This window comes from Mesobacillus maritimus, assembly GCF_023715205.1.
GTDB classification, from domain to species: domain Bacteria; phylum Bacillota; class Bacilli; order Bacillales; family Cytobacillaceae; genus Mesobacillus_B; species Mesobacillus_B maritimus_C.
This window is the reverse complement of sequence record NZ_JAMBNR010000003.1, coordinates 14,720-34,677: the sequence shown is the minus strand read 5'-3', so window position 1 is coordinate 34,677 and position 19,958 is coordinate 14,720. Positions and strand designations below refer to the sequence as shown.

The window sequence follows — 19,958 nt, the reverse complement described above, 5'->3', positions numbered from 1 at the left end:
CGGAGGTAGCGATTATGGGTGGATCTGTATTATCAATTAAAGACCTTCATGTTGAGATTGAAGGAAAAGAAATTCTAAAAGGTGTCAACCTAGAAATCAAAGGTGGCGAAATTCATGCCATCATGGGACCTAACGGTACAGGTAAATCAACATTATCATCTGCGATTATGGGACATCCAAAATACGAGGTAACAAGCGGAAGCGTTACATTAGATGGTGAAAATGTGTTGGAGATGGAAGTTGACGAAAGAGCGCGTGCAGGTTTATTCCTAGCAATGCAATATCCAAGTGAAATCAGTGGGGTAACAAATGCCGATTTCTTACGTTCAGCTATCAACAGCCGTCGTGAAGAAGGACAGGAAATTTCTTTAATGAAGTTTATCCGTACAATGGATAAGCAAATGGAATTCCTAGAAATGGATCCAAACATGGCGCAGCGTTACTTGAACGAAGGTTTCTCTGGTGGAGAAAAGAAACGTAATGAAATCCTTCAAATGATGATGATCGAGCCAAAAATTGCGATTCTTGATGAGATCGACTCTGGTCTTGATATCGATGCGTTGAAAGTTGTTTCAAAAGGAATCAACGAAATGCGCGGAGAAGACTTTGGTTGCCTAATCATTACACACTATCAGCGTTTGCTTAACTACATCACGCCTGATCACGTGCATGTTATGATGCAAGGTCGTGTTGTGAAATCTGGAGGACCAGAATTGGCTCAGCGCTTAGAGGCAGAGGGATATGACTGGATTAAACAAGAACTTGGTATTGAAGACGAAACCGTTGGGCAAGAAGCGTAAGCACTAGGGGAGGATCAATATGACTACTGAAACAAAACTGCCGTTTGATCAGGAATATATTACTTCCTTTTCAAAAGAAATGAACGAGCCGGAATGGTTGACTGAGCAGCGTGTTCAAGCTTTAAAGTTAGCTGATACATTGCCAATGCCAAGACCGGATAAAACAAATATTAGAAATTGGAATTTCACCCAATTTGAAAAGCTTCTTGTTAAAAGTGAAGCTTATAAAAATCTTGATGAACTACCATTGGAAGTCAAGCAACTTGTAGGAGAAGATGCAAAAAATAATAGTCTTTATGTTCAACGGAACAATAAGCCTGCTTATTTATCTGTTTCAAAGGAACTTCAAGAAAAAGGTGTTATTTTTACTGACATTTTTACTGCTGCACGTGAGCATGGAGATTTATTGAAGAAGTATTACATGACTGCTGTTAAAACAGATGAGCACCGCCTTACAGCTTTCCATGCAGCTTATGTCAATGGTGGAGCGTTCATGTATGTTCCCAAAAATGTTGAGCTAACAGAGCCAATTCAAGCTGTGTTCATTCATGATGATAAAGATGCGAATTTATTCAACCACGTTCTTGTTGTTGCAGAAGACAACAGTAGTGTGGTTTATGTGGAAAACTATATTTCCACAGTTGATTCTTCAGATAGCAAGTTTAACATTGTCTCTGAAGTGGTTGCGAACGCAAATGCAACTGTTCAATACGGTGCAGTTGATACGCTAGCGAAAGATACAACTACTTATGTGAACCGTCGTGGTGTAGCGGACAGAGATGCCAAAATCGAATGGTCTCTAGGTTTAATGAATGACGGAAATACCATTTCTGAAAATACTACGAACCTTGTAGGAGACGGCTCTTTCGGTGATACGAAAACAGTTGTTGTTGGTCGCGGAGAGCAAATTCAAAACTTTACAACAAAGGTTGTACATTTCGGGAAAAATTCTGAAGGTTTCATCCTTAAACATGGAGTAATGAAAGATAGTGCAAGCTCTATTTTTAATGGTATTGGGAAGATTGAACATGGAGCAACAAAAGCAAATGCAGAGCAAGAATCTCGCGTTCTAATGCTTAGCGAAAAAGCCCGTGGTGATGCAAACCCGATTCTTTTAATTGACGAGGACGATGTAACTGCAGGTCATGCTGCATCTGTTGGTCGTGTTGATCCACTTCAGCTTTATTACTTGATGAGCCGGGGAATTCCACAGGTCGAAGCAGAGCGCTTAGTTATTCATGGCTTCCTTGCACCAGTAGTGAACCAATTGCCAATCGAAGGCGTAAAAAATCAATTGGTTGAAGTCATTGAAAGGAAAGTAAGATAATGAACATCCAAGAAATCCGGGAGAGGTTTCCAATTTTGCATCAAGAGGTTAATGGACGTCCATTAGTCTACCTTGATAGTGCAGCTACCTCCCAGAAACCTGTTCAAGTAATCGAAGCTTTGGATCGTTACTATCGTGAGTACAATTCAAATGTCCATCGCGGAGTTCACACATTAGGAACAAGAGCGACAGACGGCTACGAAGGTGCTCGTGAAAAGGTTAGGAAGTTCATCAACGCAAAATCAATCGAAGAAGTGATTTTTACAAGAGGGACAACGACTTCTCTTAACACGGTTGCGGCTAGTTATGGCCGAGCGAATTTAAGAGAAGGAGATGAAATTGTCATCTCTTATATGGAACACCATAGCAACATCATTCCGTGGCAACAGGTTGCAAAAGCAACTGGTGCCACGCTTAAATATTTGCCACTTCAAGAGGATGGAACCATTTCTCTTGAAGACGTGAAGGAAACTGTAACAACCAATACAAAAATTGTATCGATCATGCATGTTTCCAATGTATTGGGAGTTATTAATCCTATCAAAGAAATTACCAAGATTGCACATGAAAATGGGGCAATTATGGTAGTCGATGGTGCTCAAAGCGCTCCGCATATAAAAATAGATGTTCAAGATCTAGATTGTGACTTTTTAGCTTTCTCGGGTCATAAAATGTGTGGACCGACTGGAATCGGTGTTCTTTACGGAAAAAAACACCTACTAGAAAACATGGAACCAGTTGAATTTGGTGGCGAGATGATTGATTTCGTCGGCTTATACGAATCGACTTGGAAAGAATTGCCATGGAAGTTTGAAGGTGGAACCCCAATTATTGCTGGAGCTATTGGCTTAGGTGCAGCAATTGATTTCTTACAGGAAATCGGTTTGGAACATATTGAACAACATGAACATAAGCTTGCGGCTTATGCGATGGAAAAAATGTCTGCGATTGATGGTTTAACAATTTACGGCCCGAAAGATTCAACGCAACGTGCCGGAGTCGTGACTTTTAATCTTAATGATGTGCATCCACATGATGTTGCAACTGTTCTAGATGCAGATGGGATTGCCGTAAGAGCTGGACACCATTGTGCACAACCATTGATGAAATGGCTTAATGTTTCAGCCACAGCACGGGCAAGTTTCTACCTTTACAATACAGAAGAAGATATCGATAAGCTTGTTGAGGGACTTGTCAAAACGAAGGAGTATTTTAGCGATGTCTTTTAATAATCTAGATACCCTATATCGTCAAGTCATTATGGATCATTATAAAAATCCCCGTAATAAAGGTGTCCTTGAGGATGGCAGTCTGACTATTAATATGAACAACCCTACTTGTGGTGACCGTATTCAATTAACGATGAAAGTTGAAGATGGCACAGTAACAGATGCTAAATTCGAAGGGGAAGGTTGCTCAATCTCTATGTCATCTGCTTCGATGATGACTCAAGCTATTAAGGGGAGAAACATCGAAGACGCTTTAAAATTATCGAAGATCTTTTCCGATATGATGCAAGGAAAGGATTATGATGATAGTATTGATTTAGGGGATATTGAAGCCCTACAAGGAGTAGCTAAGTTTCCAGCGCGAATCAAGTGTGCAACACTCGCTTGGAAAGCGATGGAAAAGGGGATTAACGAGCAAGAATAGAGACAGAGATAAATGTCAGGAGTCTTGTGGATAATAAACAGGAGCAGTGTTAGCTTTAACTGCTCCAATGAAATGGAGGAATTCGACGATGGCTAAAAAAATGCCTGAGATCGGTGATTATAAATATGGCTTTGCCGATAAAGACGTTTCCATCTTCCGATCAAAACGAGGGTTGACTCGTGAAATCGTTGAAGAGATTTCCAAAATGAAAGAAGAGCCTCAATGGATGCTTGATTTCCGTTTAAAGTCTTTAGAGCATTTCTACAAAATGCCAATGCCACAATGGGGCGGAGATTTAAATTCTTTAAACTTTGATGAAATCACATATTATGTAAAGCCTTCAGAGAAGTCAGAGAAATCATGGGATGAAGTCCCAGAAGAAATCAAACGTACATTTGATAAACTTGGGATTCCAGAAGCAGAACAAAAGTATTTAGCTGGTGTTTCTGCGCAGTACGAATCTGAAGTTGTTTACCATAACATGAAGGAAGATTTAGAAGCACAAGGAATTGTCTTCAAGGATACAGACTCTGCTTTAAAAGAAAATGAAGATATTTTCCGTGAGCATTGGGCAAAGGTTATTCCGCCAACTGATAATAAATTTGCTGCGTTAAACTCTGCAGTTTGGTCTGGTGGATCATTTATTTATGTTCCAAAGGGAATTAAGGTTGAAACACCTTTACAAGCTTATTTCCGTATTAACTCTGAAAACATGGGACAGTTCGAACGTACGCTCATTATCGTTGATGAAGGTGCGCATGTGCATTATGTTGAAGGTTGTACGGCACCAGTTTATACAACAAACTCACTACACAGTGCGGTTGTTGAAATCATCATCAAGAAAGATGCGTATTGCCGTTATACAACTATCCAAAACTGGGCGAACAATGTATATAACTTAGTTACAAAACGTGCAGTTTGTGAAGCAAATGCGACAATGGAATGGATCGACGGAAATATCGGTTCGAAACTAACGATGAAGTATCCAGCTGTTATCCTTAAAGGCGAAGGAGCAAGAGGAATGACTCTTTCAATTGCTCTTGCAGGAAAAGGACAGCATCAGGATGCAGGGGCGAAAATGATTCACCTTGCACCAAACACTTCTTCCACAATTGTTTCTAAATCCATCTCTAAACAGGGTGGTAAGGTAACTTATCGTGGTATCGTTCATTTTGGACGTAAGGCGCATGGTGCGCGCTCTAACATTGAGTGTGATACTTTGATTATGGATAATAGCTCAACATCTGATACAATTCCTTACAATGAAATCTTAAATGACAATATTTCACTTGAGCATGAAGCGAAGGTTTCTAAGGTTTCTGAAGAACAACTCTTCTACTTGATGAGTCGTGGTATTTCAGAAGAAGAAGCAACTGAGATGATTGTTATGGGCTTCATTGAGCCATTTACGAAGGAATTACCAATGGAATACGCAGTTGAAATGAACCGTTTGATCAAGTTCGAAATGGAAGGTTCAATCGGTTAATGTTAATATGCTTATTGAAAAGGCCGCTTACGTTGATGTAAGTGGCTTTTTCATATTAACTTACAGGAGTTCAGTCATTATGATGGAAAAGTAGGATTATGCTATCATATACATATTGGAGGTTATGATGATTACGATTGGTTTAACAGGCTGGGGAGACCATGACAGCCTATATGGGAATACCCCGGCTCGAGATAAATTAAAAGAGTATTCAAGTTATTTTCCAGTGGTTGAAGTAGATGCTTCCTTTTACGCAATCCAACCTGTTAAAAATGCGGAGCGTTGGGTCGCTGATACACCTTCGACGTTTCAATTTATCGTAAAGGCATACCAAGGAATGACAGGGCACCAACGTGGAGAGATTCCATTTCAGGACAAACATGAGATGTTTAATGCCTATCGCGAATCCCTAAAACCCTATCAAGAGGCCGGGAAATTAGCGATGGTTCTATTTCAATTTCCCCCATGGTTTGATTGTAAACGCGAAAATGTTCATTATTTGCGGTGGTGTCGTAAGGAAATGGGGGAGATTCCTTGTGCACTTGAATTTCGTCATCAATCCTGGTTTCAGGCTGGAATGAAAGAAAAAACGCTACAGTTTATGGAAAAGGAAAAGTGGGTTCACAGTATTTGTGATGAACCCCAAGCAGGTAGTGGGTCAATCCCGACTGTATTAGAGACAACGACGAAAGACCAAGTTTTGGTTCGATTCCATGGGCGGAATGTTGCAGGCTGGAATAAGAAAACAGGTGATAATTGGCGTGAGGTTCGTTATCTTTACCGTTATAATGAAAAAGAATTAAAAGAATGGGCAGTTCGGGTAAAGCAACTCGAACAAAAAGTAAATAATGTATTTGTTCTTTTTAATAATAACTCAGGTGGAGACGCTGCAGATAATGCACAGGAAATGATTGAATTATTGGGGATTGAATATAATGACTTAAACCCGCGACAATTGGACTTGTTTTAAAAGAGTGCTATTATTACTGACTTAACTGCCATTTGTCATATTAAAGTAAATTTGCAGGCTCTTTGATGCAAATATTGACTGTATGTATTCAGTTAACTGCATTAAAATAGCATGAAAGGTTGAGAAAGAGCTTTAGAAAAGGAATGAGTGAGAATGGAAGTACTCCATATTTACCACACAAACGATTTACATAGTCATTTTGAACATTGGCCAAGAATCCACCAATTGGTTACCGAACGGAGAAAATGGCATGAAAAAGAGGGAGACCAAGTCCTTCTTTTTGATATAGGTGATCATATGGATCGATGGCATCCATTATCAGATGCTACTCGAGGCAAAGGGAATTGTGATCTATTAAATGCGGCAGGCTATGATGCAGTAACCTTTGGAAATAATGAGGGAATAACTCTCTCTTATGATGATTTGGACCAGATGTACGAAAATAGAAAATTTAAAGTCCTTGTGGCTAATTTATATCGAAAAGATGGAACTAGGCCCAAATGGGCACAGCCTACAGAAATTTATACAACGAATAAAGGATTAAGAATAGGCGTAATTGGACTTACCGTAAATTTTGCTCATTTCTATGACCTATTAGGTTGGAAAGTTACTGACCCATTCGAAGAATTGCAATATTGCCTAAATGATTTAGACGGGAAAACCGATGTAAATATTCTTCTCTCCCATCTAGGAATCCACGATGATGAAAGAATTGGCGAAAGGTTTCCCGAGATTGATTTAGTCCTTGGTGCACATACACATCATATCCTTCATGAAGGGAAGATTGTGGGAGAAACACTCTTAGGTGCAGCAGGAAAGTTTGGTCAGTTTACTGGTCATGTTGTGATTGAAGTGGACGAAAATAAGAAACAAGTGATTTCAAAAAAAGCAGTCTTATATGACATGAATGATTGGGATCCAGTTGATAAAGAAGACGAAATGATCGAGAGACTGTATGCATCAGGAAAAAGTTTACTCGAAGAGCCGGTAGCCAATTTACCCAAACCAATTGAATCAAAGCATTTTGAAGAATCACCGCTCGCAAGTCTTTTATGCAAAACGTTAAAGGAGTGGTGTGAAGCCGATTGTGCATTTCTTAATGCAGGCTTGCTCCTGAACGGTTTAGATAAGGGGATTGTAACAAATTATGATTTGCTCTCGATTTGTCCGCATCCCATAAATCCTTGTACAGTTCAATTAACAGGGGCGGAATTAAAAGAAGTCTTACTGCAAACAAAAGATGAGAAATGGCCACATCTTCAGGTTAAAGGATTGGGTTTTAGAGGCACGGTAATGGGGAACTTTGTTTATGAAGGTGTTACCTTCAATTCTGACTCAAATAGAGATATCTATATTTCTGATAAGCCGCTCGACAATAAAAAACTCTACACCGTTGCGATTCCTGATATGTTTACATTTGGACGATTTTTCCCAGAGATATTTCGCTCGGAAACGAAAAAATATTTCTTGCCTGAGTTCCTCCGTGATTTATTAAGGAAGAAACTGTCAGAATTACAATGATAGCTAGGCTCACACTTTCCTTCCATATGCATAACTTGGATAGTAGGAAAGGGGAGAGCTGAATAATGATTGAAATGACACCAATCGAAATAAGCGGCCATACCTTTTTAAGTATTTCTGTCAGACTGCCTAAAACCAATTTGCTTGTTGTCACAAGCGATAAAGGATATATTATGTGCGGTGCTTTAGATGTCGCACTTTTAAATGAAAAATTAAAGGATCGGAAAGTAATAGCAGGAAGAGCAGTCGGAGTGAAAACCATCGATCAACTGCTGGAAGCTCCTTTAGAGTCTGTAACGATTGAGGCTGAAAATTTAGGGATTTCTGCCGGCATGTCTGGGAAAGAAGCACTTTTAAAAATGGTCTAGGTCAGGATGGCTTTGATTTGAGAAAAATCAAGACAATTCCATTCTTTTTATGCTATGTCCCTCCTTTGCAGCATATCATGCTTGTAAAGGGGGGATTTTATTTTGGCGAAAACAGGCCTCTGGCTGCGACGAAAAAAAGGACCCTTACCGTTTAAATATGTATTTTTATTAACGATTCTCTTTTTTATCCTATCAACAGTAGGTGGTCTGTGGATTGTAGATAAAAAGATTGAACCAACGTTAATGCGCTACGCTGAGTCACAGACGGTAAAGATTGCGACACTGGTCATTAATAAAGCGGTTAATGACCAAGTGGTGAATGGAATGGAAACCACGGATTTAATTGAATATGTTCCAATAAGTGGTGGATCTAGGACAGTTATTCAATACAATGCTGAAGTATTAAATAAAATTAAAGCGGAAACAGTGAGCCTTGTACAAGCGAATATCAATGAAGCGGAGAAGGGGAATATTGAAGGATTAGAGTCTTTATCAGATCTAAAGTTTGACTCTTCTAAGTCCAAAAATGGATTGGTCTATAATATACCACTTGGTCAAGCAACTAACAATGTTCTTTTAGCTAATTATGGACCTGATATTCCAGTAGAGTTCACTGCAATCGGAGATGTTGTTACAGATGTTGTGTGGAATCAAAAGCCACTTGGAATCAATAATACTTGGATCGAAGCGTCAATACGCGTTGTTGTGAACGTACAAATTATTATTCCTTTTGCAACCAAGGTTGCCACAATCCAAGAAGATATTCCAATCGGGACATTCCTTCATGAAGGAGAAGTACCACAATTTTTTAATAATGGTGGTTCCGGTACACCAGCAATTGAATTGCCGACAAACCCTTAATTATGGTCTCGCAAATATGCAATCTTAAAGGCTTGAAGGGCATACATGCATGTTTTATTAACTAGAATATAAGCTGTCCATCATATGGACAGCTTTAAATTAAACATTTTTTAAATGAAAAAAAGAGGGTATGTTGTCCTAGTAAAATGCCGATTAATTTTTGTAATGAAATTGTAAAAATTATTTTGACAAAAGAAATATTCCAAGCTATACTGTTTACAAACAAAATAATCTGAAAATATAAAAAGTTTTAATTGTTCTTACATTTTAAGTGCAATTAAAAAATTGGGGGGAATATAAAGATGGAGAATCGTCCGCAATGGGGAACAAGGGCTGGTTTTATCCTTGCTGCCGTGGGGTCGGCAATTGGATTAGGTAATATTTGGCGCTTTCCAGGTGTTGCCTATGAAAATGGCGGGGGTGCGTTTTTCCTACCGTATCTATTTGCTTTATTAACAGCAGGGATTCCATTGCTCATAATGGAGTTTACAATTGGACATAAATATCGGGGGTCAGCTCCATTTAGCTTCTTCAAAATTAAAAAAGGTACAGAATGGTTAGGGTGGTGGCAGTTAGCCATATCCTTTATTATTTCAACTTATTACGCAGTCATCATTGCATGGGCGATGTCTTATTCATACTTCTCAATAAAGCAACAATGGGGGGAAGACCCGCTTACATTCTTAGTTGGAGATTATTTAAAAGTTACGGATCCTGGTCAATTAGGAAATTTAGTTCCAGGAGTATTCTTTCCGTTAATAATTGTTTGGATTATTACTCTAGGGATTCTATTTAAAGGTGTTAAAAAAGGAATTGAAGCCGCAAACAAAATATTTATTCCTGCACTTGTTCTTTTATTTTTGATTATTGTGGTGCGAGCTTTGACACTTGATGGGGCTATTGATGGACTAAATGCATTTTTTAAACCTGACTGGGACCAAATTTTAAATGGAAAGGTATGGGTTGCTGCATACGGGCAAATTTTCTTTAGTTTATCTATTGCTTTTGCAATTATGATTACTTACTCGAGTTACCTGCCTAAAAAGTCGGACATTACGAATAATGCATTCATTACAGGTTTTGCAAACTCCTCATTCGAATTACTCGCAGGGATTGGAGTCTTTGGCGCGCTTGGGTTTATGGCTATGCAACAAGGTGTTCCTGTTGACGAAGTTGTAAGTAAAGGTGTTATCTTGGCCTTTGCAGTTTTTCCACAAATTATTAATGAACTCCCAGCGTTTAGTGCCGCTTTTGGGGTATTGTTCTTCGTATGTTTAACCCTAGCAGGTCTAACATCATTAATCTCAATTGTTGAAACCTACGTTGCAGGATTACAGGAAAAATTTAAAATTTCACGTACAAAGGCAGTTGCTATCGGCGGTGGTATTTCAGCATTGATCTCAATTCTTTATGCAACCCAAGGTGGATTGAACTTCTTGGATACAGTTGATGCCTTTATCAATAACTATGGAGTAGCATTCGCTGGTTTAGTTGAAATTATCATTGTTGTATGGATTGCTAAAGAACTTAACAATTTACGAGACCATGCAAATGAGATTTCAGATATCCGGCTAGGTAGTTGGTGGAACATCTGCTTAAAATACATTACACCAGTTGTCCTTGGAGTCATGTTGGTCATGAATGTCATGACTGATTTAGAAACAAGTTATGGAGGATATCCTGTAAGCTTCAACTTCTATTTCGGTTGGCTTGTTGCAATAGGAGCAATAATCTTTGGAATCCTATTTAGCTTCGTCAAAAAGTGGGACTCAAGCCTTTATGATGTTCCAAAAGACAAGGGGGTTTCTAAATAATGGATGGAAGCGCGGTAGTTATGATGGTGGTTGGGATTATCATTATTTGGGGAGGTCTTGCCGCAAGCATCAGGCATGCTGTTAAAAAGTCTCGGGAGCAATAAGATAAGTAGAATCTGTTGATAGCGTTCACCGAGGCAATAGGTGTTAAAATAAGGACGGCCAACCTTTTACCAAAGGATGGCCGTCTTTTATCGTTATTTTTGTTTTTTGAGTCTAACTCTTTCTTCTTTAGCCCAAAGTCTTAAGTGTGGATAAGGGTCAAAAGACCACTCCGTGTACCCATTATCTTTATACATTCCATAATGTAAATGTGGAGGGAATTTTCCCGAGGTGCCTGGTGGTCCATAACCTGAACTTCCGACTCCACCAATAACTTGTCCAGGTTCAACAATTTGACCAACTTTTAAATCCTTCGCAAAACCGCTTAAATGTGCAAAATAATGATACGTATTATTTATATCACGAATTCCGACTCGCCAACCGCCGTAACGATTCCAACCTTTCATTTCTATGACCCCGTAACCTGTAGCACGAACGGGAACTCCATAGTCCGCAAAAATGTCGGTTCCCTCATGAATTCGTCGACCGCCCCACCCACGGGCATCGCCCCATGTATTCTTATAGCTGTGATTGCTTCTTAGAGGAACTGGAAAAGCATGTTCGTTTAGGTCTAAACGTCCAAACTTCTGATAAATCTTCGCCTTATCCATAATAATTCCTACTGTTTTGTCACGTTGATAATAATCCCATAGACCAATCTTTATGTTTTCTTGGTCTGTACCATAGGCTAGAAGAATTTGTGCAAAAGCATGAAGTACATCCTCATCATCGTGGATGTCTGCTTTCCCATCCCCATTTCCATCAAAGCCCAAGCCATCGAAAAATTGGATGCTTAGGGGGTTGCTATCTTCATGATTTGGATTGAGAATACCTGTCCATTCCTCGGGTTTAAAGTAAATCCCAGAGAGCCCTTCTGCATCAGGAAGATCTTTTCGGGCGTTACGAACACTACGCTCGTATTGATCTATTGCAGCCATATAATACCACGGGATATGTGTTATTGCTTCTACTCTTTTATAAAGTTCCATCCGTTTTGCATCAATGTCCAGCTCTTCTTTGGCACTAGCCATAATTGGAAAAGAAAAAAGAAGAGATAACATGATAAATGCAAGAAGATACCTCATAGGAATCCCCCTTCCACTTTTTTACCTAATCGTATTTATGAAGGCACCTATCCAGAAGGGCAAAGCCTTTCTGGTATAGAGTTCGATACGAACTTACATGTTTGATGTCTTTAGTTTATGAGAAACAGACAATATCATAATGAGAAAATTATGGAAACAGCAGACTGTACTCTATTTTGGATGTATGGTAAAGTGACTAGGTAGGGGTAATCCCTAGATAAAGGGCGTTTTTTATAGGAATGGAGTGACAAAATGAGTAGCAAAGAGGAAGTTCTTAGAAAGCCCGATTGGCTCAAAATAAAGTTAAATACGAACGAAAGTTACACTGGCTTAAAGAAAATGATGCGTGAGCAGAGCCTACATACCGTGTGCGAGGAAGCAAGATGTCCAAATATTCATGAGTGTTGGGCGGTAAGACGTACGGCTACATTTATGATCCTTGGGGATATTTGTACTCGTGCATGTCGTTTTTGTGCTGTTAAAACAGGTTTGCCAACAGAGCTTGATTTAAAAGAGCCTGAAAGGGTAGCAGATTCAGTTGTAACAATGAATTTAAAACATGTTGTTGTTACGGCAGTGGCAAGGGACGATTTAAAAGACGGGGGAGCTGAAGTTTTTGCTGAAACAGTCAGAGCAATCCGTCGTAAGAATCCGTTTACATCCATTGAAGTTCTTCCATCTGATATGGGCGGTGTATATGACAACCTTAAAGTCTTGATGGATGCCAAGCCTGATATCTTAAATCACAATATCGAGACAGTTAAACGACTTACTCCAAGAGTTCGGGCTAGAGCCACATATGAACGTTCATTGGAATTCCTGCGTCGTGCAAAAGAAATGCAGCCATCAATTCCTACGAAATCCAGTATCATGATTGGGCTAGGGGAGACCAAGGAAGAAATTATCGAGGCTATGGATGATTTGCGTGCAAATAATGTTGACATTCTAACCCTTGGCCAATATTTACAACCGTCGAAGAAGCATTTGAAAGTAGTTAAATACTATCATCCAGATGAATTTAATGAGCTAAAAGAAATTGCCTTAGGTAAAGGCTTCAGCCATTGCGAGGCAGGTCCTTTAGTGCGGTCTTCTTATCACGCGGATGAACAAGTAAATGAAGCTACTAAACGTAAACAAGCTTTAAGTGAACAAGAACAAGCGAAAAAAGAAGCATAATGATAGTAGAAAGCCAGTACCGTTTGCTTGCGCTAGGTACTGGCTTTGTTTTTAAAGATTAATTAGATTGGGTATTATCCTCATATTCCTCATTTTGTGCCTCGCTGTTCTCATACCCTTTTTCATTCACCGTGCCTTGAGGAGTTGATTTCATTTGTTTAACTACTCCATCAATTAAGTCGTGGATTTCACGACTATTTGTATTAAGGGTAGCAAAATTCTCGATGTTTTGACGTAAACCTGTGTCGTCAGTAACATAAATATGGTACCAACCCGGTACAACGGACATGGCCATTTTTTTCACTTGGTTAGCTGTGTCATGCCGATCCTCGGTATCCGTTGCGTAAACAACGAGAACTTCCTCATCTGTCACCAATGTTGAAACATCATCTACATTTGGAACCTGTGCACTAAGTTTTGAGATCATATCGGCTAATTGCTCGCGGTCAATTTCAAATTTGGGTTGATCTTCTGCTGTCATAACGCCAGTTCTTTTATAACGGACATAACCAAAACCAGTGTCATTTTTTTTCATATCTGAGTTTTTAAAACCAGGTTCATGGCTATTTGTATGCAAATGATTGTCAGTTTCGTTGAAAGTATTTACTTTCTGTCCTTGGCCCGCTTGGTCTGTATCGTTCCCAGCACAAGCTGTTAATGCCAATGTGCAAATACCTAAAATGGCAACGCCTTTTTTTATCAACAAAAACACCCCCTATTAGCTAGAATGACCCATTATTTTCTTTTTTCACTTAGTAATTGCTGGAGAATCAGTTATAATTTATAGGTGGATAGGTTAAGAAATATCATTTAGCTGGAAACATAGATAAATTTTGAAGGAAACAAAAGAGGTGAAAAGAATGTATTGCATCAATAATATCTGCTATGAGCTGGTAGATGAGTATAAAGATGCCTTTAATGAGGAAGCTTTCCGTTCACGATATAGTGATATCTTGACACGTTATGATTATATTGTCGGCGATTGGGGGTATGGTCAATTACGGCTGAAAGGATTCTTTGAAGATCAAAGTCAAAAAGCAACCTTTGATACAAAAATTAGTACAGTGAGCGAGTATCTCTATGAATTCTGTAATTTTGGTTGTGCTTATTTTATCGTGAAAAAAGTGAAAAAATAAGAAAGGGCCATGTAGGCCCTTTTCTTGGTGAGTGCATAGGTTGTGCAGCTCGCCCTGTTGCTTCTTAAGGTGTATATGGCTCTTGGACATCCTTTTCAGGATCATCATGTGGAGGATGAGCTCCTTCCATCTGCCTAGGAAGCTCCTGATGCAAAGATTTATTCTCATAGTTAAAGTTGCTATAAAATCTTTGTCCTTCTTTCCACTCAGTGCTTTTTTCTCCACTGGTTTATCGGCATGGATTGGCGAACCATATGGTCCATCTGGAAATTCCTCAGCCGTTAAGTAATTCTTTTGTTTTTCCACATTGGATAAATCAGAAAATACTTCTGAATCTTTGTTGCCCACTGTTATCACCTTCCTATCGCATTGTATTCTTAGTATTTGTGGTAAACCCTAAGAATAACAAAACGAAATAGGAGAAAAATTAAACAGCTTCCCTTAAAAAGGATCTGAGCTCTTCTGCATCTTCTTCTTGCAGATTAAATGCGTGTTCTAAATAGCCCTCCTCATCAAGGTCATCATGACCGATGATGGCAAACCGATTTCCTTGAATATCGAGTACAAGAACTTTTCCATAGTAGCGATCTGATTGGATAAGAGCCAAATCAAAACGCTGATTTTCTCCCATAAAACTGACAAATCGTGTTTTAGTATTAACTAAATCATCGTATAAGAAAAAGCGGTCTGTCATAAAAAATTCCTCCCCTGGTTCACATTCCATCCTTGCCATATATCTACTTTATCATCTTATCAAAAAGCGATATCCTCTGCATAATTTCTTCAATTAAGTTAGAATCTTTCGCCAAAAAGCGACGGGAATCGTTTTCATTATGTTACAATAGTATAGGATATCAGGAAATAAGGCGTGATGGAGGAATCGGCATGTATTTTGTTGACAGAGAGGCAATTGAGGAAACGCTTGTCTATTTAGATCGGCAGATTGAATTGTTTAAGAATCATGGACAATGGACATCGCAAATCGAAAAAGCGGCTTTGGAACGATTGACTCATACAATCCTTGAAGCAATTCTAGATGTTGGGAATATGATGATTGATGGTTTTATCATGCGTGACCCCGGTAGCTATGAAGACATCATCGATATTCTTAGTGATGAAAATGTATTAACGAAAGAGATGCACGCAGGACTAGTGAATATCATTCCATTCCGGAAAGTTACTGTCCAACAATATACGAGAGTGGATCATGAAAATCTTAGTGAGGCATTTTTAAAAGCGCTACCAGTTCTTGAACAATTCTCTGAGAAGGTTCGTGAATATTTAACAAATGAATTAGGACCTGTTTCTGCTTTTAAAAACTGAGTATTTTTATCACAATAAGAACCCTGAACTGACAAACACACGACTAGTGGTCTCGTGTGTTTTTCATTTATTTTCTGATTCCAACAGTTAGAGGAGTCAGGATATAATAGGCTGGATAGTATTTTCCCACGCACGGAAAAACAACTATGATAGCATTTTCAAATGATGAAAAGATGACCACTTATTTAGTTAGCAATTGAGCCAGCATGGACAAAAGTAGATCCCAAACAGGTATGATTTTTTGATAATAAAAAAAGAGGGATAATAATTGGATAAGGAGGAAAAAGCAATGACGAAAACATATAAAGGCTATTTAATTGACCTTGATGGCACGATGTACAAAGGAACAGAGCAAATTGAAGAGGCAGCGGATTTTATTAATCGCTTAAACAAAAAGGGGATCCCCTACTTGTTTGTGACAAATAATTCTTCAAGGACTCCTGCTCAGGTAGCTGAAAAATTAACCGCCTTCAACATTCAGGCTGACGAAAAACAAGTATTCACCACAAGCCAAGCAACAGCCAATTATATTTATGAAAAGAAGCAGGATGCAACTGTATACATAATTGGAGAAGAAGGTTTAAGAGTAGCCCTAGCTGAAAAGAACTTTGTGGAAAATGGAGAAGCAGCTGATTTTGTCGTAATGGGAATTGATCGTGAAATCTCTTATGAAAAATTGTCGGTAGCTTGTCTCGCCGTTCGAAATGGTGCGACATTTATTTCTACTAATGGTGATATTGCGATTCCGACCGAAAGGGGGCTATTACCTGGAAACGGATCTCTAACCTCTGTTGTAGCCGTTTCGACACAGACAAAGCCGATTTTTATCGGGAAGCCGGAATCGATTATTATGAACCAAGCTTTGAAAGTGCTTGGGACTAGCAAAGATGAAACTTTAATGGTCGGGGATAACTATGATACTGATATTCTTGCTGGGATAAAGGCAGGAATGGACACCTTGCTTGTTCACACTGGTGTAACAACGAAAGAACATTTAAAACAATATAAAGTTCAACCAACTTATACAATAGATACACTTGACCAGTGGGACATCTAAAAAACTACCCGTTTCGCGAAGACTTTCGTGAAACGGGTAGTTTTGTTTACAAAGATGAAAATGTTCAAAGAAGAATAATAGTCGCCTCAGAGAAATGTCCGAATCCCCTGAGCAAGACGCTTGCGCTTTTCTTAATGTCCAGCTCCAGCGGCTAGCCCCTCGAGTCGCTTCGGTCCGTCAGTTGAAGTCAAAAAGCGACTTCAGCAGCCGGACCTCCAGCGCTTGTCGGGGCTGAACGAGCCGCTTGCGCTTTTCTTTTGTCCAGCTCCAGCGGCTAACTCCTCGGGTCATAAGCCACCCCTGAATTGAAGGCAAAGAACGCCTTCTATTCATGTTCGTCTTATGCCCAATCGGAGTTGACCAAGCCGCTTGCGCTTTTCTTTTTACTCTATATCGGCTGCTCGGTGGGCGAGTCGGCTTGAAGCAGCGGCTGCGATTGCACCGACAATGTCATCAAGAAACGTATGACATTGACCACTAGACTTGTCATTTAGTTTAGCAAGGATTCCAGGTTTCTGTTTATCGATATATCCGTAATTTGTAAACCCGATGGAACCATAAATATTTACAATGGAAAAGGCTAGAATTTCGTCTACCCCATATAAACCTTCATCAACTTCGATTATGGATTGGAGGGGCTCTTCTAGCTTTTTCTGTTCAGCGAGGATGTCGAGTTGAATCCCTGTTAAAATTGCATTTTGAACCTCACGCTTTGACAGGACACGTTCAACGTTTTCGAGACAATCCTCTATTGATAAAGATGGGTGGTACTTTTCTTGTAGGTAATAGACCAATTCCGCAATATCTTTCACTTCGACACCACGTTTTTTTAGCCATTCCCGTGCTGTTTCCTCCGTAAGTTGGATTGCTTTATTCTTTTCTAACATATAATGTCACCCTTCTTTCTTTATTTCCAGATTAATTTGAAATGTAAAAGTTAATTTCCTTTCTAAATGTTTCTCTTACCTTACAGGATATCCCAAATTAGGGATGATGCATTCTTCATAATTAACAAGTTTCCCGCCGAAGACACATATAGTACTACAAAGTGAAACTTTCTGAGGGGGAGAAATATAATGTTTGAAAAAATGCTTAGAGAACGATATGGCGTTAAAGGTGGTTATGAGTTAGAGATTGAAAACTATCGCGCATATAAACAGGAAACTTCACTTTACTTAATTATGAATGTAAATGGGAGAAAAGAGCAAGAACTTAGCGAGCTTAAAAACATATCAGAGCAATTGCGCACGTTTGGAGATAAAGAAGTTCCGGTTCTTCTTGCAACGAATGATGGTAAAACAATAAGTGAGTGGCAGGGAAACAATTACTGTCTATTACAATATGAAAATATAAAACCACTTCATGCACGCAAAATGGGAAAAAAATTAGCTCGTTTTCATTTTCGTGGAAGACACATGCCTTTTCCAGTAGAATCCATTAAAAGAATTGGACAGTGGAAAGAACTATGGGAAAAGCGTTTAGATCAAATGGAAGGCTTCTGGAACGGTAAGTTAAATCAAGGGCCAGAAAATGAATTTGAAAAAATGTTCTTTGATTCTTTTCCTTATTATATGGGGCTTACTGAAAATGCGGTCCAATATTTAATTGATACTGAACTTGATATAAAACCTGAAGCAGTAGACACTGGGACCGTTTGTCATGAACGTTGTAACCGGCAAATCTGGGGAAGAGAACAATTAATTAAAAACCCATATGATTGGGTGTTTGACCATGCTTCAAGAGATCTTGCCGAGTATATTCGCGAACGATATTTTTATAACTCCCAAACGTACCAGCCTGAGATTAGAAAGTTTATGGCAGAGTATCAGCAAGTAAACCGGCTTTCTCCTTTTTCGTGGAGGTTACTATTTGCAAGGCTCATGTTCCCGCTGCATTATTTCGAGTGCATTGAAGCTTATTATATTTCTACTTCTGAAACTGAAAAACGAGAACTAGAAGAAAAGCTTTACAAGTATTTAAAACAATCGAGTGAACAAGAACAATTTCTCGGGAGATTTTATCAACTAGTTGAAGCCCCAGTTCGGACGTATAAATTGCCAACTGTAAAATGGTTGATTAAATAGTCTATATCTAGCAATGATCAGTATGTTAAAATAATTATGAAAACTTATTAAAAGGGGAAAAACAATGAAGCCATCTATTTATATTACGAGAAAACTTCCTGATGAGTGCGTTTTGGAATTACAAGAAAAATTCGATGTAAAGATGTGGGATCATGAAGAAATTTCTGTCCCGAGGGAAGTCTTGTTTTCTGAAATTGAAGAGGTAGATGCTTTGTTTACAGTGGTATCAGATCCTGTAACAGAAGAATTGTTGGCTAAGGCCAAGAATTTAAGGGTCGTTGCGAATATGGCAGTGGGTTACGATAATATCGATATCGAAGCCGCGACGAAAAGAGGAATTTATGTTTGCAATACTCCAGATGTCCTAACAGAAACAACAGCAGATCTTACGTTTGCATTGTTACTTGCTGCAGCCCGTCGCGTTGTAGAAGCGGCAGAGTTTATTAAAGAAGGAAAGTGGCAGAGTTGGAGTCCGTTTCTACTGGCGGGTCATGATGTTTATCAAAAAACCATTGGCATCTGTGGGATGGGGAAAATTGGTGAGGCAGTAGCACGCCGTGCGAAAGGATTCGGAATGGAAATTCTATATCACAATCGCTCACGAAAGCCTCAAGCTGAACAGGTAATAGGAGCAAAATATTGTTCATTCGATGAGTTGATTGAAAAATCCGATTTTGTTGTTGCCTTGGCGCCATTAACGGCTGAAACAAAGCATATGTTTAATGCCGATGTGTTTAAAAAAATGAAGCACTCTGCTCTATTTATTAACGCTTCAAGAGGGGCTGTAGCCGATGAGGCGAGCCTATATGATGCATTAGTTGACAAACAAATTGCAGGGGCTGGCTTAGATGTTTTTGAACAAGAGCCAATTTCAGCTGATCATCCGTTATTAAAACTAGCGAACGTGACGGCTCTCCCACATATTGGAAGCGCAAGTATTGATACAAGAAGGGCAATGATACATATTTGTGTGGAAAATATCCAGCGAATTTTAACAGGTCAAGAACCGAAAACACTCGTTAATACACAGTTGCTTGAACGTTAAAATACAGGGCAAGTGTTTAAATTCTTTACTCTTATTGTGTTTTTTCAAAAAATTTTGAGATGAAACGTTTACATTTTTGATTTATTCAAAATAGTCCTTGTAAAGACGACAAACAGTCTATATAATGTCTACTATACAAAGACAATTGTT

21 protein-coding genes and 1 pseudogene are annotated in these 19,958 nt (G+C 39.0%); 17 read left to right on the top strand and 5 right to left on the bottom strand.

Features of this window, described 5'->3' with window-relative positions:
* Positions 1-14: 14 nt before the first annotated feature.
* From sufC to M3182_RS04775, 11 genes are all read left to right on the top strand, one after another.
* On the top strand, positions 15-800 hold the full coding sequence (sufC, locus tag M3182_RS04825) for a Fe-S cluster assembly ATPase SufC (RefSeq protein ID WP_251432373.1): 786 nt from the start codon (positions 15-17) through the stop codon (positions 798-800).
* A gap of 19 nt (positions 801-819) precedes the next feature.
* Positions 820-2,127 (top strand): Fe-S cluster assembly protein SufD, encoded by a 1,308-nt coding sequence (gene sufD, locus M3182_RS04820; RefSeq protein ID WP_251557173.1) that lies wholly within the window; start codon positions 820-822, stop codon positions 2,125-2,127.
* Complete coding sequence (locus M3182_RS04815) at positions 2,127-3,356, top strand: cysteine desulfurase (RefSeq protein WP_251432367.1); 1,230 nt, start codon at positions 2,127-2,129, stop codon at positions 3,354-3,356. Before sufD ends, M3182_RS04815 begins: the two co-directional genes overlap by 1 nt.
* Positions 3,346-3,780, top strand: coding sequence for a Fe-S cluster assembly sulfur transfer protein SufU (gene sufU / locus M3182_RS04810; protein WP_251432365.1), 435 nt, complete (start codon positions 3,346-3,348; stop codon positions 3,778-3,780). The genes M3182_RS04815 and sufU overlap by 11 nt, the downstream gene beginning before the upstream one ends.
* A gap of 88 nt (positions 3,781-3,868) precedes the next feature.
* Positions 3,869-5,266 (top strand): Fe-S cluster assembly protein SufB, encoded by a 1,398-nt coding sequence (gene sufB / locus M3182_RS04805; protein WP_251432362.1) that lies wholly within the window; start codon positions 3,869-3,871, stop codon positions 5,264-5,266.
* 127 nt (positions 5,267-5,393) lie between these two features.
* Entirely contained in the window at positions 5,394-6,236 is an 843-nt protein-coding gene (locus M3182_RS04800; RefSeq protein ID WP_251432317.1) for a DUF72 domain-containing protein, read from the top strand.
* Positions 6,237-6,389: 153 nt separating this feature from the next.
* Complete coding sequence (locus M3182_RS04795; RefSeq protein WP_251557171.1) at positions 6,390-7,757, top strand: bifunctional metallophosphatase/5'-nucleotidase; 1,368 nt, start codon at positions 6,390-6,392, stop codon at positions 7,755-7,757.
* A 65-nt stretch (positions 7,758-7,822) separates the two neighbouring features.
* Positions 7,823-8,125, top strand: a complete 303-nt coding sequence (locus M3182_RS04790) for a YunC family protein (RefSeq protein WP_251432311.1) — start codon at positions 7,823-7,825, stop codon at positions 8,123-8,125.
* Positions 8,126-8,227: 102 nt separating this feature from the next.
* A complete protein-coding gene (yunB, locus tag M3182_RS04785) occupies positions 8,228-8,986 on the top strand; it encodes a sporulation protein YunB (RefSeq protein ID WP_251557169.1) in 759 nt (252 codons plus the stop codon).
* 302 nt (positions 8,987-9,288) lie between these two features.
* Positions 9,289-10,800: a sodium-dependent transporter gene (locus M3182_RS04780; RefSeq protein WP_251557153.1), complete on the top strand. Its 1,512-nt coding sequence runs from the start codon at positions 9,289-9,291 to the stop codon at positions 10,798-10,800.
* Positions 10,800-10,904 carry a methionine/alanine import family NSS transporter small subunit gene (locus M3182_RS04775; protein WP_251557151.1) on the top strand — a complete coding sequence of 35 codons (105 nt, stop codon included), beginning with the start codon at positions 10,800-10,802 and terminating at the stop codon, positions 10,902-10,904. Before M3182_RS04780 ends, M3182_RS04775 begins: the two co-directional genes overlap by 1 nt.
* A gap of 93 nt (positions 10,905-10,997) precedes the next feature.
* On the opposite strand, the gene M3182_RS04770 is transcribed toward M3182_RS04775, so the two are convergent.
* The gene (locus tag M3182_RS04770) at positions 10,998-11,987 is read right to left on the bottom strand and encodes a M23 family metallopeptidase (protein ID WP_251557149.1); all 990 of its coding nucleotides are present in this window, start codon (positions 11,985-11,987) and stop codon (positions 10,998-11,000) included.
* 252 nt (positions 11,988-12,239) lie between these two features.
* Between M3182_RS04770 and lipA the strand changes: the two genes are divergently transcribed.
* The gene (gene lipA / locus M3182_RS04765) at positions 12,240-13,163 is read left to right on the top strand and encodes a lipoyl synthase (RefSeq protein WP_251557147.1); all 924 of its coding nucleotides are present in this window, start codon (positions 12,240-12,242) and stop codon (positions 13,161-13,163) included.
* A 58-nt stretch (positions 13,164-13,221) separates the two neighbouring features.
* Here lipA and M3182_RS04760 read toward each other — a convergent pair whose 3' ends face one another.
* Positions 13,222-13,869 (bottom strand): YhcN/YlaJ family sporulation lipoprotein, encoded by a 648-nt coding sequence (locus M3182_RS04760; RefSeq protein ID WP_251557134.1) that lies wholly within the window; start codon positions 13,867-13,869, stop codon positions 13,222-13,224.
* Between the two features lie 154 nt (positions 13,870-14,023).
* On the opposite strand from M3182_RS04760, the gene M3182_RS04755 reads away from it, so the two are divergent.
* Positions 14,024-14,299 (top strand): YutD family protein, encoded by a 276-nt coding sequence (locus tag M3182_RS04755; RefSeq protein WP_251432292.1) that lies wholly within the window; start codon positions 14,024-14,026, stop codon positions 14,297-14,299.
* A 64-nt stretch (positions 14,300-14,363) separates the two neighbouring features.
* On the opposite strand, the pseudogene M3182_RS04750 reads toward M3182_RS04755, so the two are convergent.
* Together M3182_RS04750 and M3182_RS04745 are read right to left on the bottom strand one after the other, a co-directional pair.
* Positions 14,364-14,647: pseudogene (locus M3182_RS04750) on the bottom strand (cytosolic protein).
* 79 nt (positions 14,648-14,726) lie between these two features.
* Positions 14,727-14,993: a DUF3055 domain-containing protein gene (locus M3182_RS04745; RefSeq protein WP_251432285.1), complete on the bottom strand. Its 267-nt coding sequence runs from the start codon at positions 14,991-14,993 to the stop codon at positions 14,727-14,729.
* Between the two features lie 191 nt (positions 14,994-15,184).
* On the opposite strand from M3182_RS04745, the gene M3182_RS04740 reads away from it, so the two are divergent.
* The gene (locus tag M3182_RS04740; protein WP_251557132.1) at positions 15,185-15,622 is read left to right on the top strand and encodes a DUF86 domain-containing protein; all 438 of its coding nucleotides are present in this window, start codon (positions 15,185-15,187) and stop codon (positions 15,620-15,622) included.
* Between the two features lie 289 nt (positions 15,623-15,911).
* Positions 15,912-16,679, top strand: a complete 768-nt coding sequence (locus tag M3182_RS04735; protein WP_251432280.1) for a TIGR01457 family HAD-type hydrolase — start codon at positions 15,912-15,914, stop codon at positions 16,677-16,679.
* A 383-nt stretch (positions 16,680-17,062) separates the two neighbouring features.
* On the opposite strand, the gene M3182_RS04730 is transcribed toward M3182_RS04735, so the two are convergent.
* Positions 17,063-17,566 carry a phosphatidylglycerophosphatase A family protein gene (locus tag M3182_RS04730; protein WP_251432277.1) on the bottom strand — a complete coding sequence of 168 codons (504 nt, stop codon included), beginning with the start codon at positions 17,564-17,566 and terminating at the stop codon, positions 17,063-17,065.
* 189 nt (positions 17,567-17,755) lie between these two features.
* Between M3182_RS04730 and yutH the strand changes: the two genes are divergently transcribed.
* Positions 17,756-18,763: a spore coat putative kinase YutH gene (gene yutH / locus M3182_RS04725; RefSeq protein ID WP_251432275.1), complete on the top strand. Its 1,008-nt coding sequence runs from the start codon at positions 17,756-17,758 to the stop codon at positions 18,761-18,763.
* A gap of 64 nt (positions 18,764-18,827) precedes the next feature.
* Entirely contained in the window at positions 18,828-19,808 is a 981-nt protein-coding gene (locus M3182_RS04720; protein ID WP_251432272.1) for a 2-hydroxyacid dehydrogenase, read from the top strand.
* Positions 19,809-19,958: the final 150 nt, after the last annotated feature.

Coding starts and splice junctions, on each gene's coding strand:
- sufD (WP_251557173.1), top strand. CDS start 820: ATGACTACTGAAACAAAACTGCCGTTTGATCAGGAATATATTACTTCC.
- sufU (WP_251432365.1), top strand. CDS start 3,346: ATGTCTTTTAATAATCTAGATACCCTATATCGTCAAGTCATTATGGAT.
- M3182_RS04720 (WP_251432272.1), top strand. CDS start 18,828: ATGAAGCCATCTATTTATATTACGAGAAAACTTCCTGATGAGTGCGTT.
- M3182_RS04730 (WP_251432277.1), bottom strand. CDS start 17,566: ATGTTAGAAAAGAATAAAGCAATCCAACTTACGGAGGAAACAGCACGG.
- M3182_RS04800 (WP_251432317.1), top strand. CDS start 5,394: ATGATTACGATTGGTTTAACAGGCTGGGGAGACCATGACAGCCTATAT.
- sufC (WP_251432373.1), top strand. CDS start 15: ATGGGTGGATCTGTATTATCAATTAAAGACCTTCATGTTGAGATTGAA.
- M3182_RS04735 (WP_251432280.1), top strand. CDS start 15,912: ATGACGAAAACATATAAAGGCTATTTAATTGACCTTGATGGCACGATG.
- yutH (WP_251432275.1), top strand. CDS start 17,756: ATGTTTGAAAAAATGCTTAGAGAACGATATGGCGTTAAAGGTGGTTAT.
- M3182_RS04755 (WP_251432292.1), top strand. CDS start 14,024: ATGTATTGCATCAATAATATCTGCTATGAGCTGGTAGATGAGTATAAA.
- M3182_RS04740 (WP_251557132.1), top strand. CDS start 15,185: ATGTATTTTGTTGACAGAGAGGCAATTGAGGAAACGCTTGTCTATTTA.
- M3182_RS04775 (WP_251557151.1), top strand. CDS start 10,800: ATGGATGGAAGCGCGGTAGTTATGATGGTGGTTGGGATTATCATTATT.
- lipA (WP_251557147.1), top strand. CDS start 12,240: ATGAGTAGCAAAGAGGAAGTTCTTAGAAAGCCCGATTGGCTCAAAATA.
- M3182_RS04795 (WP_251557171.1), top strand. CDS start 6,390: ATGGAAGTACTCCATATTTACCACACAAACGATTTACATAGTCATTTT.
- M3182_RS04780 (WP_251557153.1), top strand. CDS start 9,289: ATGGAGAATCGTCCGCAATGGGGAACAAGGGCTGGTTTTATCCTTGCT.
- sufB (WP_251432362.1), top strand. CDS start 3,869: ATGGCTAAAAAAATGCCTGAGATCGGTGATTATAAATATGGCTTTGCC.
- M3182_RS04815 (WP_251432367.1), top strand. CDS start 2,127: ATGAACATCCAAGAAATCCGGGAGAGGTTTCCAATTTTGCATCAAGAG.
- M3182_RS04745 (WP_251432285.1), bottom strand. CDS start 14,993: ATGACAGACCGCTTTTTCTTATACGATGATTTAGTTAATACTAAAACA.
- M3182_RS04790 (WP_251432311.1), top strand. CDS start 7,823: ATGATTGAAATGACACCAATCGAAATAAGCGGCCATACCTTTTTAAGT.
- M3182_RS04770 (WP_251557149.1), bottom strand. CDS start 11,987: ATGAGGTATCTTCTTGCATTTATCATGTTATCTCTTCTTTTTTCTTTT.